The organism is Arsenophonus nasoniae (genome assembly GCF_004768525.1).
GTDB classification, from domain to species: domain Bacteria; phylum Pseudomonadota; class Gammaproteobacteria; order Enterobacterales; family Enterobacteriaceae; genus Arsenophonus; species Arsenophonus nasoniae.
In genome coordinates this window covers 163,344-179,955 of sequence record NZ_CP038613.1, presented here as the reverse complement: position 1 = coordinate 179,955, position 16,612 = coordinate 163,344, and the positions used below count along the sequence as shown (strand labels likewise).

Below are 16,612 nucleotides of genomic sequence, written 5' to 3'. Positions count from 1 at the left end.
GATAGCTTTTTTACATTTTGTTACCTATTTTTATACTGAAAAATGCGCTTTGCTCTAGCGTATTTTTTTATAAGATTAAAAAATAGCAAGCTAAAATATTATTATTAAGTTAATTTGATTATTGATTACCGAAAATAAATATTTTTATATTTAATAAGGTCATTAATATAATACCATCAATTAAACAATACTCACAATTTATCGAGCTCTGAACGATAACAAAATAAGGAATGAAGGATGCGATTGCGATTAAAGGGGATAAGGTGGTTTATTACTTCGTTATTTTGCTTGTTTTTAGTCGTTGGTTGTAATAATAAAAAAGTCGCGGATGAGCAGAAAACAACAATTAAAGCAGAGATACCCGTACGTGGTGTGTGGTTAACGACCGTATCTCGCCTTGATTGGCCCTCCCTTTCATCGGTTAACCTTGATTCAGATCAGCGTAGAATTGAAGTACAGAAAAAAGAGCTAATCGATAAACTAGATAATTTGGTAAAAATAGGCATTAACACCATTTTTTTTCAGGTCAAACCCGATGGTACAGCGCTTTATCATTCTCACATTCTTCCTTGGTCTGACATGCTTACAGGCGTAGTCGGTAAAGACCCAGGTTATGATCCGTTAGCGTTTATTATTGCTGAAGCACATAAAAGAAATTTAAAAATACATGCTTGGTTAAATCCCTACCGTGTTTCAATGGATACGCAGCCAGAAACTATTGCTTCACTGAAAAAGACACTTTCTTCTCCGCCTGCTAGTGTTTATGTTTTACATAAAGATTGGATACGTACTGCCTACGACCGTTTTGTGCTTGATCCAGGCTTACCAGAGGTTCGTAATTGGATCACCAGTATTGTGGCTGAAATAGTTAGAAACTATGATATTGATGGAATTCAGTTTGATGATTATTTCTATTATGAAACACCTTCCTCCAAAATTAATGATGATGCAACATTTCAACGATATGGTCAGGGATTTTTAGATAAAGCCAGTTGGCGAAGAAATAACACTTTGTTGTTGATTCGAGAGGTTTCTTCAACAATTCGTGCGTTAAAACCCAATATTGAATTTGGTATCAGTCCTGGCGGTGTTTGGCGAAATATTGCAGATGATCCACGCGGCTCTGATACTAAGGCGGGTGGGCCTACTTACGACAAAGCCTATGCCGATACCCGACTATGGGTAAAAGAAGGTTTATTAGATTATATCGCCCCACAGATTTACTGGCCTTTTGCCCGCGAAATTGTGCGATATGATGTGATTGCAAGATGGTGGGCTGATGTGGTGAGATCGACTAACACTAAATTGTATATTGGAATGGCGTTATATAAAGTTGGTGTGCCATCTCAGGCAGAGCCAGATTGGTCTCTTGACGGCGGTGTCCCGGAACTAAAAAGACAACTCGATCTAAACGATCAATTACCTGAAATTAAAGGCGAGATCCTATTTAGAGAGGGACTACTCCAGTCTTCTCCGCAAACTGAAGAGGCAGTAAAATATCTTAAATCTGGTTGGCATCCATAAGCGTAGTAAAGTTATTTACCGTTATTTTAAGCAAAACACCCTTAATACGGGGTGTTTTTTTATCAGTTATAAATAGATTTTTATTTATTAAATAATTAGTGTTAATAAATGGCGAAAATGATTTCAATTTGCGATTATTGTTTATAAATGACGATAATTTTACTTGAGCTTCAACGTTCAGATTGGATATAAAAAGAATGAAAAATGTTGGATTTATTGGCTGGCGAGGAATGGTTGGTTCTGTGTTGTTGCAACGAATGGCTGAAGAGGGTGATTTTGATAATATCAATCCTGTTTTTTTTACCACCTCTCAGCATGGTGAGCTGGCGCCAAAATATGGTCAACATCAAGGAACACTACAAGATGCTTTTGATCTTGATGGGCTGAAGGAATTAGAGGTAATAATTAGCTGTCAAGGGGGCGACTATACCGAGCAAATTTACCCTAAACTACGTGCTATTGGTTGGACAGGTTATTGGATAGATGCCGCATCTTCGTTACGGATGGAAGAGGAGAGCATTATTATTCTTGATCCCGTTAATCGCCAGCATATTGATAGAGGTTTAAATGAAGGGATAAAAACCTTTGTTGGTGGTAATTGCACGGTCAGTTTAATGCTAATGGCATTAGCTGGTTTATTTGCTGAAAACTTGATTGAGTGGGTTTCGGTCGCAACCTATCAGGCGGCTTCTGGTGCAGGTGCGCGTAATATGCGTGAATTATTACTGCAAATGGGTGAGTTACATGCACAGGTTGCTGATGAACTGCAAAATCCGGCGGCGGCGATTTTATCGATCGAGAAAAAAGTCACTGACTTCACGCGTAGCGGAAAAATGAGCACAGAAGCCTTTGGTGTGCCATTAGCCGGTAGTTTGATCCCCTGGATAGATAAACAACTGCCTAATGGTCAAAGCCGGGAGGAATGGAAAGGGCAGGCGGAAACTAACAAAATTTTAAATAGTGTTAGTCATATTATTCCTGTCGATGGTTTATGTGTTCGTATTGGCGCATTGCGCTGCCATAGCCAGGCATTTACCTTAAAATTGAAAAAAAATGTGGCTATTGCTGATGTTGAGCAAATTTTGGCTGCCCATAATGAATGGGTTCGCATTGTTCCTAATGAACGAGAATTAACCATTCAACAGTTAACACCGGCGGCAGTGACTGGAACCCTAAATGTTCCGATAGGGCGTTTGCGGAAATTAACTATGGGGCCAGAATATTTAACCGCTTTTACGGTTGGTGATCAGCTATTATGGGGAGCAGCCGAGCCTTTACGCCGTATGTTAAAAATATTATAAAATATTAGATAGCTTGATTTAATAAAAAGCCCCAAATTAGGCATGGGGCTTTTTGTTTTGTTATTTAAAAATTAAATGTCGATATTTTCGGCTTTTAATGCGTTTTCTTCAATGAAAGCTCTACGTGGCTCAACCGCATCACCCATTAGGGTGGTAAACAGTTGGTCAGTTGCGATTGCATCTTTAACGGTAACACGCATCATGTGGCGGGTATCTGGGTTCATCGTTGTTTCCCATAATTGCTCTGGATTCATTTCGCCCAATCCCTTATAGCGTTGCACCATCAAGCCACGGCGTGATTCTTTTGATAACCAGTTTAATGCATCTTCAAAGGAAGAAATAGTCTGGCGACGCTCACCTCTTTCCACATAGGCACCATCCTCAATTAGATCGCCTATTAGCTGACCTATTTTAGTAATGCGAGTATATTCAATACCATGAATAAAATCGAAATCTAGATTGTAATCGGTATCAACGCCATGGGTTCTAATACGTAAAACCGGTTCAAATAATTGACGCTCACTATTTTCATTAATGTGGTAACTATAAGTACTACCATGTTCTTCATTATCGGTTAGGCGTTTAACTAACATGTTTATCCAATCTTCTACTTTTGCTTTATCTTTCAAATCATCTTCTACCAAAGTAGGTTGATAGATAAGATTATTTAATAAAGCCAGCGGATAGACACGTTCTAACCGTTTGATAATTTTCTGCGCCGCATTGTATTCAATGATTAACTTCTCCAATGGCTCACCTTTCAATGCCGGAGCATGAGGGCTGGTATAGAGTGCGGCATTGTCTAAAGCAATTGAGATCAAATATTCGTTCATCGCCTCATCGTCTTTAATATATTGTTCTTGCTTACCTTTTTTCACTTTATATAAAGGTGGCTGCGCAATATAGACATGGCCTCGCTCGATGATTTCTGGCATCTGACGATAGAAGAAAGTTAATAACAATGTCCGAATATGAGAGCCGTCAACATCGGCATCGGTCATGATAATAATGCTATGATAACGTAATTTATCAGGATCATATTCATCGCGTCCAATACCACAGCCTAAAGCAGTTATTAAGGTAGCGACTTCCTGTGAGGAGAGCATTTTATCGAAACGGGCTTTTTCCACATTAAGAATTTTACCTTTTAACGGTAAAATTGCCTGATTTTTCCGGTTACGCCCCTGTTTGGCAGAGCCGCCTGCGGAATCACCCTCCACTAAATAAAGTTCTGATAACGACGGATCACGTTCCTGGCAGTCTGCTAATTTGCCTGGTAATCCGGCCAGATCCAGCGCACCCTTGCGGCGAGTCATTTCACGTGCTTTACGGGCGGCCTCGCGGGCACGGGCAGCATCAATAATTTTGCTAACAACGATTTTGGCGTCATTAGGATTCTCTAATAGATATTCAACCAGCTTTTCATTCATTAATGTTTCAACAACGGTTTTTACTTCGGAAGAAACCAGCTTATCTTTTGTTTGTGAAGAAAATTTTGGATCGGGAACTTTAACTGACACAACGGCAATTAAACCTTCACGGGCATCATCACCAGTAGCACTAACTTTGGCTTTTTTCTGATAACCTTCTTTATCCATATAACTGTTTAGTGTACGTGTCATTGCGGTACGAAAACCAACCAGATGCGTTCCTCCATCTCGTTGTGGAATATTATTGGTAAAGCAATAAACATTCTCCTGGAAGCCGTCATTCCATTGCATGGATATTTCTACATTAATACCCTCTTTTTCAGCCGAAAAATAGAAAACACTGGGATGAATTGGGGTTTTATTTCGGCTTAAGTATTCGACAAAAGCTTTAATTCCACCTTCATAATGAAAATGGTCTTCTTTATTATCACGTTTATCGAATAAACGAATGGAGATGCCCGAATTGAGAAAAGAGAGCTCCCGTAACCGTTTTGCCAAAATATCGTATTCGAATTCGGTAACCGTTTTGAAAGTTTCCAAACTTGGCCAGAAACGAATATAAGTTCCCCGCTCTTCAGTTTCACCGGCAATCGTTAAAGGTGCCTGCGGAACACCTAATTGATAAGTCTGCTCATGGATCTTTCCTTCACGGCGGATCACCAACGATAATTTTTCGGATAAGGCATTAACGACAGAAACGCCAACACCATGTAGGCCACCCGAAACTTTATAGGAATTATCATCAAATTTGCCTCCAGCATGGAGAACCGTCATGATGACTTCTGCGGCAGACACCCCTTCTTCTTCATGAATATCGGTTGGAATACCACGACCATTATCGAGAACAGAGATGGAGTTATCGGTATGTATAGTTACAATAATATCGGTACAATACCCTGCCAAGGCTTCGTCGATAGCGTTGTCGACAACCTCGAAGACCATGTGATGAAGGCCTGTACCATCGTCGGTATCACCGATATACATGCCTGGGCGCTTACGCACCGCGTCTAGCCCTTTTAATACCTTGATACTTGAGGAGTCATATGTATTCGACATCAACGTTTCTCGCTAATTTCTGATCCTATGGTTGAACTTCTATTTTGCCATGTTTTACGCAAAACATCCTACTATTTCCATCTAACATATCTTTAACTTGCGCGATGGTAATCGCGCTAACAAAGACCTGAGCTTGTGTCGCTTTAAGCCGTTCGGCTAATAATTGACGGCGATCCTTATCTAACTCAGAAGCAAAATCGTCTAATAGATATAAGCATCGTTGCCCACTCTGTCGGGTGAAATATTCACCTTGTGCTAATTTTAGTGCGCACATTAATAATTTTAACTGCCCGCGGGATAAAATATCTTCAACGGCAATTCCTCCTACACGGAGCCGTAAGTCAGCTTTGTGTGGTCCTAATGCGGTATAGGTTAGCATTCGATCACGTTCAAATTGCCTTACTAGTATATCTGAATAATCAGTTTCTTTATCCCATCCTCGTTGATATGAGATGCTAAGTGAAAATTCAGGTAAGAACTGTTTACAGGTGTTTTCAATATCTTTCGCAATACCTGCAATATAATTGGCCCGCCATTCGCTTATTTTATGGGCCAGCGGGATCAGTTCATAGTCCCAATGACTAAGCTCATTATAACGTGTTGCTTGGCGCAATGCTGCATTACGTTGCTTTAATAGCCGTTTTAAATCAGACCAGGCAGCAAAAAACTGAGGTTCATTATGGAAACATCCCCAGTCAAGAAAAGCTCGACGATATTTAGGGCCACCATTTAATAAAGTAAAACCTTCAGGGGTTATTAATTGCATCGGTAATAATTTGGCTAATTCAGCAATTTTATGTCCATCACTACCATTAATACGAACTTTACTATCACCATTACGATCTTTACTTAGCCCCAAAGTCAGTTCACGCGATTCCGGCTCTAAAGGAACAAGACGACCATGTAAAATAAAATTATCTTGTTCATGTCGAATGACACGCGCAGCTTGAATGCTACGAAAAGCCCTGCCGTGCCCTAATGTATAGATCGCTTCAAGAATACTTGTTTTTCCGCTGCCATTTGGACCAATCAAAAAATTAAAACCTGTTGCTAATGATAGATCCGCACTTTCAATATTACGAAAGTCGCGGATAAGTAAACGCGAAAGCATCATAGAATTTGAATATTATAGACGCATAGGCATAACAACATAAGCTGCTGCGTTAGTGGCCGCGTCTTCGATTTGTACGCTTGAATTTGAATCAGTCAACAATAAATTAACCTGCTCGCATTTTAGTGTATTTAATACATCGAGGATATAACTGACGTTAAAACCAATTTCTATCATCGGACTTTGATAATTGACATCAACAATTTCTTCTGATTCTTCTTGTTCTGGATTGTTTGCGGTAATTCTAAGTTGATTTTCACTTATATAAAGGCGAACACCGCGGAATTTTTCATTGGATAAAATCGCAGCTCGAGAAAATGCTTGTTTTAGTTTATCACAATCCGCGGTCAATGTTTTATCCGGATTTTTGGGCAAAACACGTCGGTAATCAGGAAAACGGCCATCAACCAGTTTGGAGGTGAAAATAAAATCACCAACATGAGCTCGGATATTATTACTACCAATCTGTAACTTAAGTGACTCGTCGCTACTATCCAGTAATCGCATAAATTCTACCACTCCTTTGCGAGGAACAATCACTGAATGGGTTGGTAAATCCTTATCAATATTGAGTGAACAAACAGCTAAACGATGGCCATCAGTAGCAACAGTGCGTAATTCTTGACCTTCAGTTTCAAATAGCATGCCATTAAGATAATAGCGCACATCTTGATGTGCCATTGAAAATTGGGTAGCTTCAATTAGGCGTTTTAAGGTAGCTTGAGGCAGTTCAAATTCGACTTCACTTTGCCAATCGTCTAGGTTGGGAAAATCAGCGGCAGGAAGAGTAGAAAGCGAAAAACGGCTGCGGCCAGAACGTACAAGCAGACGGTCTCCTTCAAGTGTGACCTTGATTTCTGCGCCATCGGGTAACCCACGCCAAATATCGAAAAATTTACGGGCGGGTACAGTGATTGAACCACTTTCACCTGGTTGTGTTAGTGTTACCTTTGCGACCATTTCTACTTCTAGATCGGTACCAGTTAATGAAAGTATATTTTCACTCACTTGCAGTAATAAATTACCTAAGATAGGTAATGTAGGCCGCCCACCAAGTGGACCACTGACTTGTTGCAGTGGTTTGAGTAATTGTTCACGTTCAATAGTAAATTTCATAGCATTAGGATGATAATGTTCTGATTAAGTTAGAAAAATCCTCTTTAATGTCGTGACTTTCCTCCCGTAGTTGCTCAATTTTTCTACAAGCATGGAGTACGGTTGTATGATCGCGTCCACCAAAGGCATCCCCAATTTCGGGCAAACTATGGTTTGTCAGCTCTTTTGCTAATGCCATTGCCATTTGCCTCGGACGCGCCACAGAACGGGAACGGCGCTTGGATAACAAGTCAGCAACTTTAATTTTGTAATATTCTGCAACGGTTTTTTGAATATTATCAATAGTGACAAGTTTTTCTTGTAATGCGAGTAGGTCGCGTAATGCTTCGCGAACAAAATCAATGGTAATTGCACGACCGGTAAAATTAGCATTGGCGATAACTCGATTCAGTGCCCCTTCCAGCTCTCGAACGTTTGAACGCAAGCGTTTAGCAATAAAAAAAGCGACTTCATCAGGCAATTGGATCTGATTTTCGTCGGCTTTTTTCATCAAAATAGCAACCCGTGTTTCCAATTCTGGTGGTTCAATCGCAACCGTTAATCCCCAGCCAAAACGAGATTTTAGTCGATCTTCAACCCCATTAATTTCTTTAGGGTAGCGATCTGAAGTCAGAATGATTTGCTGATTACCTTCGAGTAAAGCATTAAAGGTATGGAAAAATTCTTCTTGAGAACGCTCTTTATTAGCAAAAAACTGAATGTCATCAATTAATAATGCATCTACCGAGCGATAATAACGTTTAAAATCTTCAATCGCATTATTTTGTAACGCCTTTACCATATCTTGGACAAAACGCTCAGAATGCATATAAACCACTTTGGCATTCGCTTTGCGCGCCATGATGTTATTACCTACTGCATGAAGCAGGTGAGTTTTACCTAATCCTGTGCCCCCATAAAGAAAAAGTGGATTATAAGCTCCGCCAGGATTATCTGCTACTTGGCTGGCAGCGGCACGAGCAAGTTGGTTTGATTTACCTTCGACAAAGTTATTGAATGTGTGCTTAGGGTTCACATTTGAACGATAGGCGATTTCAGGTTGAACCTGTGTATTGTCCCAACTAGGCCGTATTATTGAATTTATTGGTGTCGAAATGGTTTTATTTGCAGCGGTATGCGTTGAAGCACCGCTTGGTGTTATTTGCGGTTTATTACCCACTTCGAATTTCAGTGCAGGCACATCAGAACCACAAAAATCACTCAATAATTCATTAATATTATTGATGTATTTATCTCTTACCCAATCTAGTACGAAACGGTTAGGAGCATAGAGTGCTAATGTGTTATCACTCAATTCTGCCTGGAGAGGGCGTATCCACATACTGAATTCTGTGGCAGGTAACTCATCCTGCAATCGGGCAAGACATTGCTGCCAAAGTGAAAATGACACGACGGACTCCCCTAAAACAAGACCAATGGAAAATTATTAAATTTAATAGGTAATAAAAACTGTTAATACCTCAGAAAAGATTTACCGAAAATTCGCGCGATAAACGATATCAACTTATACAAGCTATGATCTTAGTACACTATAATAGATCATAACGCAAAATTTGAATAAGATCCTCACTCTTTTACACAGTTTTAGCACTTTTTATCCACAGGATTAAATTTAGGATTAAGATGTATAAAATGAAGTAAGGAAGCAAAAAGAATACTAGCACATATATTAGATATACATAACACCTAGTAACAGATAACTTTAGATCAAACTTGGCAATTAGTCTCTATCTTGAGCCAAATAATTTTTGATCTTTTAATGATCCTTGAGATTTCCATGAGAATCCGTATAATTTTGCACCTTGTGTGTGATATCATCATTTTTCCAGTTTTCTGGCAGTACTTGGTAAGAAAGAAAAGTAGGGTATTAGTTTAAGTTTTATAGTAGCTAATGATGGAGAAAAGCGTCGAATTTGTCTCCTGCATTGCGTAATGCTAGATATTTTATTACAATCCTGCCTCTTTACTATATTGGTGTTGTTACGATTGGATATATCAGTATTGTTTGTTCCACTGGTCACCCACGAATTTACTGAATCAATAATAACTATTTTGTTAAGTTAGGTAGAAACCGCTATGAAACGCACTTTTCAACCGTCCGTACTAAAACGTAATCGTTCTCACGGTTTCCGTGCTCGTATGGCAACTAAAAATGGTCGTCAGGTTTTGGCTCGCCGTCGTGCTAAAGGCCGCGCTCGTCTGACCGTTTCTTCAAAGTAATAACCCTATCGAAGTGGTTATGCTTGCTTTTCCTAGGGAGTTAAGATTATTAACTCCCAGGCACTTTGATTATGTCTTTCAACAGCCACAACGGGCGAGTTCTCCAGAAATAACCATTCTTGGACGCCTCAATGAGCTGGGGTACCCGCGTATTGGTCTTACTATCGCAAAAAAAAATGTTAAACGCGCTCATGAACGCAATCGCATTAAGCGACTAACGAGAGAATATTTTCGTTTACATCAGCATGAGTTGCCTTCGATGGATTTTGTGATATTAGTAAGAAAGGGGGTTGCTGATTTGAATAATCAAGAAATCACCGAAACATTAGGCAAATTATGGCGTCGTCACTGTCGTTTGGCTCGCGGCTCTTAATCTCGATAATAAGAGGTTATCAATTGATAATAAGTCCTTTATTAGGGCCTCGCTGCCGTTTCAACCCTACCTGCTCACAATATGGGATCGAAGTATTATATCGATTTGGATTGATAAAAGGTGGTTGGTTAATGATGAAACGCGTATTAAAATGCCATCCTTTACATAGAGGTGGTGACGATCCCGTTCCACCTAGACAGAATGACCATAATAGAGAACATTAACGATGGATTCGCAACGCAATCTTTTATTCATCGCTTGGCTATTTGTTTCGTTTTTGATTTGGCAGACATGGGAAAGTGATAAAACACAACCTATAAAAACTGACCAAATCGTAAAACAAATGGATATGCCAAGTCATGATGACCAAGCTAATCTGGGTCATGAGCAAGCTAAATTTATCACCGTAAAAACTGATGTGCTTGAATTACGCATCAATACCCGCGGAGGTGATATTGATGGGGCTGATCTATTGCTTTACCCTAAGGAATTACACTCATCTGATCCGTTTCGTTTATTGGAAACCAGTAAAGATTTTATTTATCAAGCACAGAGCGGCTTGATTGGTCAGGATGGTCCCGATAACCCAGGCTACAATAACGGATTGCGTCCTTTATACCTCTCAACTGCAACCAGTTATGCGTTACAAGATGGCCAAGATGAACTGCGTGTTCCTCTTACCTTCACAGGTAAAGATGGTGTGGTTTATCAGAAAGTCTATGTATTAAAACGTGGAAAATATAATATTTCTGTTGAATATAATATTGACAATAAAAGTGCTAAACCATTGTCGTTGGCTTTTTTTGGTCAATTGAAACAGACTGTGGAACTACCAAAAGAGCGTGATACAGGAAGTAATAATTTTGCTTTACATACCTATCGCGGCGCAGCGTATTCTTCCGATGAAACGAACTATAAAAAATATAGCTTCAGCGATATTACTGATAATAACTTAAACGTTAATAGCAAAGGTGGCTGGATCGCAATGTTGCAGCAATATTTTGCGACAGCATGGATCCCTGGCTATCAGAACCAAAACACCTTTTATACAATCGATTTAGATAAAGCCATTGCTATTATTGGCTATAAGAGTTCGCCGATAACAGTAGCGGCTAATAGTAAAGAAAATTACACTTCAACTTTGTGGGTAGGTCCAGAATTACAAGCGGAAATGGCAGCCGTTGCACCACATTTAGATTTAACCGTAGATTATGGTTGGCTATGGTTTATTTCTCAACCGTTATTTAAATTATTGAAATTTATTCATGGATTTATCGGTAATTGGGGCTTTTCCATCATCGTTATTACTTTTATTGTGCGCGGGATTATGTACCCATTAACCAAAGCACAATATACATCAATGGCAAAAATGCGTCTATTGCAGCCTAAACTTGCAGCAATGAAAGAACGGATTGGTGATGATAAGCAACGAATGAGCCAAGAAATGATGGCGCTCTATAAAGCAGAAAAAGTCAACCCGTTGGGTGGTTGTCTGCCTTTATTGATTCAGATGCCTATTTTCCTTGCTTTATATTATATGTTGATGGGTTCTGTCGAGCTACGCCATGCTCCCTTCATTGGTTGGATCCAAGATCTGTCAGCCCAGGATCCATACTATATTTTACCGTTGTTAATGGGCTTAACCATGTATATTATTCAGAAAATGTCGCCAACGACAGTAACTGATCCTATGCAACAGAAGATTATGACCTATATGCCGGTTATTTTTACGGTATTTTTCTTGTGGTTTCCTTCTGGTTTGGTTTTATACTATATCGTTAGTAACCTGGTAACGATTATCCAGCAACAAATTATTTATCGTGGATTAGAAAAGCGTGGCCTACATAGTCGCGATAAAAAATAAGTTTGGCATTTTGTTATTTTCGTCCATAACAAAATAGAAAATGTATTAAGGCGGTCTAATGACCGCCTTAATCATATTTATTGTAATAATTGAGAGTAAGATGAGTACATATACCAATGATACAATTATTGCGCAGGCAACGCCCCCTGGACGTGGTGGTGTTGGTATTTTGCGAATATCAGGGCCAAAAGTTATTGAGATTGCCCGCATTGTTTTAGGTAAATTACCTCAACCACGCTATGCGGATTATCTTCCTTTCTATGATAGCAATGGCAAAGTGTTAGATCAGGGGATTGCACTCTATTTTCCCGCACCCAACTCATTTACTGGTGAAGATGTCCTTGAATTGCAAGGACATGGTGGGCCGGTAATTATTGATTTATTACTTAAGCGGATTTTAGTGATTGATGAAATCCGTATTGCCAATCCAGGCGAATTTTCTGAACGCGCTTTTCTTAATGACAAAATGGATTTAGCTCAGGCGGAAGCGATTGCTGATTTAATTGATGCGAGTACTGAACAGGCTGCTCGTTCAGCAGTAAATTCTTTACAAGGTGTTTTTTCCCAACAGATCTATGAAATGGTGGAAGCGCTTACTAACTTGCGTATTTACGTTGAAGCGGCAATTGATTTTCCCGATGAAGAGATTGATTTTTTATCTGATGGCAAGATAGAAACAAAATTGAATGAAGTAATAGCCCATTTAGATAGTGTGCGCTCACAAGCTTACCAGGGCAGCTTATTACGGGAAGGGATGAAAGTTGTTATTGCTGGACGGCCGAATGCAGGTAAATCTAGCTTATTAAATGCGCTATCTGGCCGTGAAGCGGCAATAGTAACGGATATTGCCGGTACAACTCGCGATGTATTACGTGAACATATTCATATTGATGGTATGCCACTGCATATTATTGATACGGCGGGTTTGCGTGAAGCGACAGATGAAGTTGAGAAGATAGGTGTTGAACGAGCCTGGCAAGAAATAGAGCAAGCTGATCATATCTTATTTATGGTGGATAGCACAACGACACAGGCAACTGAACCGAAGCAGATTTGGCCTGAATTTATGGCGCGATTGCCTAAGTCGTTACCGATTACGGTCATTAGAAATAAAGTAGATATAACTGATGAACCAATAGCGATAACAAAGGTTGGTAATTACTCACTTATTCGTCTTTCAGCTTATCGAAAAGAAGGTATTGATTTATTACGTCAACATTTGAAAGAAAGCATTGGGTTTAATCATCATATTGAAGGAGGATTCTTAGCTAGACGTCGTCATATTCAAGCGCTTAATATCGCAGCGGAGCATCTACAGCAAGGATATCAACAGTTAGTGGTTGCTCACTCAGGCGAGTTATTAGCAGAAGAACTCCGTTTGACTCAACAAGCATTAAGTGAAATTACTGGCGAATTTAGCTCTGATGATTTATTAGGCAGTATTTTTTCCAGTTTCTGTATTGGTAAGTAGTTGCGGTTTTGTTTAGATTTACTGAAATTCATCGTTCAGTATAACTAATTATTATATAGAATTTTTATACCTATTTAGATATAAGAAAATTTATATAACTCCATTATTGTGCTTTTTTCTATTGCTATGGGTCATGCTTATTTTCATATTGAAATTTGCTTATCATCATATTTTAGATGATAAGCAGCATGGCATAATACTGGAATTAAATCTTTTGTTTGATTTGTAACATTACTGGTAGTTAAAGGAGTATTTAGTAATGGCGTTGATGGTATTAATTGTTTTTATTGTCGCTATTATTTTTATATGGAATGTTTATGTAACAAAAAAGAGAAAGCAGTATTTACTAAATAAGTATGGTAATGCGGAAATTGTGGAAAAAATAATGAATCGTTATTTTTGGGTTGGCCAAACCGCTGAGCAATTAAGAGATTCTTTAGGTAAACCGGCAGATATTTCTACTAAAATAATGAAAACAAGATATAGAGAAACATGGAAATATAATCAGACCGGTAAAAATCGATATGGTTTACGGATCACTCTGGATGACCATGTGGTGCAACGCTGGGAGCAGAAATAATCATTGAGTGGCACATAATTGTGCCCATAATATAATCAATTAACTAACTCTCTTCTGGAGTTTTGTAGTCAGTGATTAATAAATTTATTAAATGGGAATAGTGTTTGAATTTTGATAAATAATGTTATCTTTGTTTACATTTTTCTATTTTTCGTTTCACATAAAAAAGATTACAGTAACATAGTTATCAGTTCTATCAATCATTAATCAATCTAACCATAATTTTAACAAATAGGATTAATAGACTATGCTCCCTTCTCTGTCATATTATACTGCTACAAATAGCGCTTATTGTAATACAAATTTACCTTCTTCATCGGCTACTCGAAGGATGACACCAGAAGACTATCTTATTGAAAGTTTGGGTGGGATTGATAGTCCAGAGAACAGAAAGTGGGCGCAAGAATTATTGTCTAAATATGATTTTCCGGCAAATAGTTGCCATAATTCATTAGAATTTGCTATTCATTATGTACAATGTGAACAAATTCCCGATTGGGCAGAGCAATACAAAGTAGCCGCTATTGAAACGAAAGTTATAGATAAAGCGGAAAATGTCCATACCTTATCTTATTTTGCTAACCACCGGATCCATTCAGGCGTTGATGGTGAAGTTTTTCAAGATAAGGATGAAAATTATGTTTTAAAAAAATACCATGAAACCTACAACTACTTAGATGTCAGTGAGCTTGGCGCGATTGAAAAATCTACTGCCTTTTTTTGTCATTACTATGGCGCAGACAGTGCAAAAATTTATTATGATGAAGAAAATTTATTTGTCAGAATGAAGAAAATTGCCGGTATACCTTTAAGTAAGGTAGATTCGTTCCCGACAGATGCAATTGAAAAATTTGAATCTATGTTGGCGACTATCGCAGAAAAAAATATTTTTCATTCAGATTTACAACCAGATAATATTCTATGGAATTGTTATGAAAAAAAATTCAATCCTATTGATTTTGGTGATGATCCTAGAAATTTTTCCAACATATTAGAGCCAGAAGAACTTTTACAAGAATTGAAATATAATGCAGAAAATTGTGTAAAACTTATCGAACAGAAAATAATTACTCCCGATAAGCAGACTAATTTATTTCAGCAGATGATATTCAAAAATTTGGTATAGTCGTCTACTGTTGGCATTTCGCCTCGTCCTAAAAGTCGAGGATTATTACTGTATTTGGAGTAAGTATTTTTTCTTGAGCTGTGGTTGTTATTATTAAAATTAATAACTTTATTCTTTCAATTGTTATTAAGTTATCTAAAATATTATTATCTTATCATAAAATTTTAAAATCATAACTTTATGATTTTTATTATAATATCCATAAAATATTATTGAATATTAAGTGAGTGTTTTTAAAGTTTTTTATTTTTTCATTAATCGTGTTTTATAAAAATAAATAAAGTTTTTAAATTAATTTAATTATTACTACTCAAATAGCCTTTAATTTGCTCTAAGAATGTTATTGCATTTAGTAAATTGCCACTGCATATTTATTTAGCTGTGGCGTAAAGAAAATAATTATTTCATATCGTTATTCAGTACGGAATAAAATGATTTTAAGTAGCCGATTAGCTTTTGGTGCTTTTACTCATTCTATCAATATAAGCCATACCAAAGGCAGATAAAACAAAAGCTAGGTGGATAATGACACTCCACATTATTTTATTATCTGGTACTTTTTCAGCTTCCATAAACAGTCGTAAAAGATGAACTGAAGAAATCGCAACAATTGATGAGGCAACTTTATTTTTAATGGAATTAACGTCCATTTTTCCCATCCAGCTCAATTTTTGATGTTTATCATCAACGGTCATTTTTAAAATAAAGTTTTCATAACCTGAAAACATCACCATAACTAAAAGGCCACCAACCAGTGCAATATCAACAAGTGATAAAACGGTTAATATTAATCCTGATTCAGTGATAGTAAAAAGTTCAGGGATGATATGAATTATCTGCTGAAAAAATTTTAAAGTGAGTAAAATAAATCCAAATGATAGTCCTATATAAACAGGAAATAGTAGCCATCTTGATGCATAAATGATTTTTTCAATCGACTTTTCCATGTTATTTATCCTTCTTTTATTTGAATTTCTAAAATTTAATTGCCAACGGTATGACTTTTGCTTTAAAAAGAAACAAAGCTATGATGCTATTTTAAGCAGTAATTTTGATAATTATCATTAGAACCAGATTGAGATATAATTTTCTTCATTATCCAACCTAAAAGTTTTATCATAAATTCCATTCATAAAACAGATTTAGCAAATAAAGCTAGTTTATCATTAAGTGTAATTGGGAATCTTCTTTTTCTTTCTCCTCTAGATGGAAAAATAATTTATTTTTAATATTTTTTTAACAATATGGAAGCAATTAGAGAAGAAAATTGGTTTCTTCATCATCACATTTTTTTATCAATGAGTGATAATAAAACTAAATTGAATATGGTTAATGATAAATGGTTTTTATTGCAAAAAAATTTCAAAATAGTATAATAACTGATTGGTTTTTATGTTATTCATTATGTTAATCCATTAGATTTTATATTGAGTATCACTA

The 16,612-nt window shown here is 37.4% G+C and carries 14 protein-coding genes; 9 read left to right on the top strand and 5 right to left on the bottom strand.

The window, feature by feature from the left end:
• The first annotated feature begins 237 nt into the window (after positions 1-237).
• Both ArsFIN_RS00720 and asd read left to right on the top strand, forming a co-directional pair.
• On the top strand, positions 238-1,524 hold the full coding sequence (locus ArsFIN_RS00720) for a glycoside hydrolase family 10 protein (RefSeq protein WP_026822416.1): 1,287 nt from the start codon (positions 238-240) through the stop codon (positions 1,522-1,524).
• Between the two features lie 197 nt (positions 1,525-1,721).
• Positions 1,722-2,825, top strand: a complete 1,104-nt coding sequence (gene asd, locus ArsFIN_RS00715; protein ID WP_026822415.1) for an aspartate-semialdehyde dehydrogenase — start codon at positions 1,722-1,724, stop codon at positions 2,823-2,825.
• Between the two features lie 71 nt (positions 2,826-2,896).
• Here the strand turns inward: asd and gyrB are convergent, their stop codons facing one another.
• Genes gyrB through dnaA form a run of 4 tightly spaced genes read right to left on the bottom strand, consistent with a single transcriptional unit; the run spans position 2,897 to position 8,928 of the window.
• Complete coding sequence (gene gyrB / locus ArsFIN_RS00710) at positions 2,897-5,311, bottom strand: DNA topoisomerase (ATP-hydrolyzing) subunit B (RefSeq protein ID WP_026822414.1); 2,415 nt, start codon at positions 5,309-5,311, stop codon at positions 2,897-2,899.
• A 25-nt stretch (positions 5,312-5,336) separates the two neighbouring features.
• On the bottom strand, positions 5,337-6,425 hold the full coding sequence (gene recF, locus ArsFIN_RS00705; RefSeq protein WP_026822413.1) for a DNA replication/repair protein RecF: 1,089 nt from the start codon (positions 6,423-6,425) through the stop codon (positions 5,337-5,339).
• A 12-nt stretch (positions 6,426-6,437) separates the two neighbouring features.
• Positions 6,438-7,538: a DNA polymerase III subunit beta gene (gene dnaN, locus ArsFIN_RS00700; protein ID WP_026822412.1), complete on the bottom strand. Its 1,101-nt coding sequence runs from the start codon at positions 7,536-7,538 to the stop codon at positions 6,438-6,440.
• Positions 7,539-7,542: 4 nt separating this feature from the next.
• On the bottom strand, positions 7,543-8,928 hold the full coding sequence (dnaA, locus tag ArsFIN_RS00695; protein ID WP_026822411.1) for a chromosomal replication initiator protein DnaA: 1,386 nt from the start codon (positions 8,926-8,928) through the stop codon (positions 7,543-7,545).
• Positions 8,929-9,614: 686 nt separating this feature from the next.
• Between dnaA and rpmH the strand changes: the two genes are divergently transcribed.
• The 7 genes from rpmH to ArsFIN_RS00660 all read left to right on the top strand — a co-directional run bounded on the left by rpmH (position 9,615) and on the right by ArsFIN_RS00660 (position 15,172).
• A complete protein-coding gene (gene rpmH, locus ArsFIN_RS00690; protein ID WP_004906236.1) occupies positions 9,615-9,758 on the top strand; it encodes a 50S ribosomal protein L34 in 144 nt (47 codons plus the stop codon).
• Positions 9,759-9,771: 13 nt separating this feature from the next.
• Positions 9,772-10,131: a ribonuclease P protein component gene (gene rnpA / locus ArsFIN_RS00685; protein ID WP_026822410.1), complete on the top strand. Its 360-nt coding sequence runs from the start codon at positions 9,772-9,774 to the stop codon at positions 10,129-10,131.
• On the top strand, positions 10,095-10,355 hold the full coding sequence (gene yidD / locus ArsFIN_RS00680) for a membrane protein insertion efficiency factor YidD (protein WP_071846856.1): 261 nt from the start codon (positions 10,095-10,097) through the stop codon (positions 10,353-10,355). The genes rnpA and yidD overlap by 37 nt, the downstream gene beginning before the upstream one ends.
• 2 nt (positions 10,356-10,357) lie before the next feature.
• Positions 10,358-11,995, top strand: a complete 1,638-nt coding sequence (gene yidC, locus ArsFIN_RS00675) for a membrane protein insertase YidC (protein WP_026822409.1) — start codon at positions 10,358-10,360, stop codon at positions 11,993-11,995.
• Positions 11,996-12,095: 100 nt separating this feature from the next.
• The gene (mnmE, locus tag ArsFIN_RS00670) at positions 12,096-13,466 is read left to right on the top strand and encodes a tRNA uridine-5-carboxymethylaminomethyl(34) synthesis GTPase MnmE (RefSeq protein WP_026822408.1); all 1,371 of its coding nucleotides are present in this window, start codon (positions 12,096-12,098) and stop codon (positions 13,464-13,466) included.
• Between the two features lie 259 nt (positions 13,467-13,725).
• On the top strand, positions 13,726-14,046 hold the full coding sequence (locus tag ArsFIN_RS00665; protein WP_026822407.1) for a hypothetical protein: 321 nt from the start codon (positions 13,726-13,728) through the stop codon (positions 14,044-14,046).
• 331 nt (positions 14,047-14,377) lie between these two features.
• Positions 14,378-15,172, top strand: coding sequence for an OspG family effector kinase (locus tag ArsFIN_RS00660; protein ID WP_026822406.1), 795 nt, complete (start codon positions 14,378-14,380; stop codon positions 15,170-15,172).
• A 449-nt stretch (positions 15,173-15,621) separates the two neighbouring features.
• Here the strand turns inward: ArsFIN_RS00660 and ArsFIN_RS00655 are convergent, their stop codons facing one another.
• Positions 15,622-16,119, bottom strand: coding sequence for a TIGR00645 family protein (locus ArsFIN_RS00655; RefSeq protein ID WP_026822405.1), 498 nt, complete (start codon positions 16,117-16,119; stop codon positions 15,622-15,624).
• Positions 16,120-16,612 lie beyond the last annotated feature (493 nt).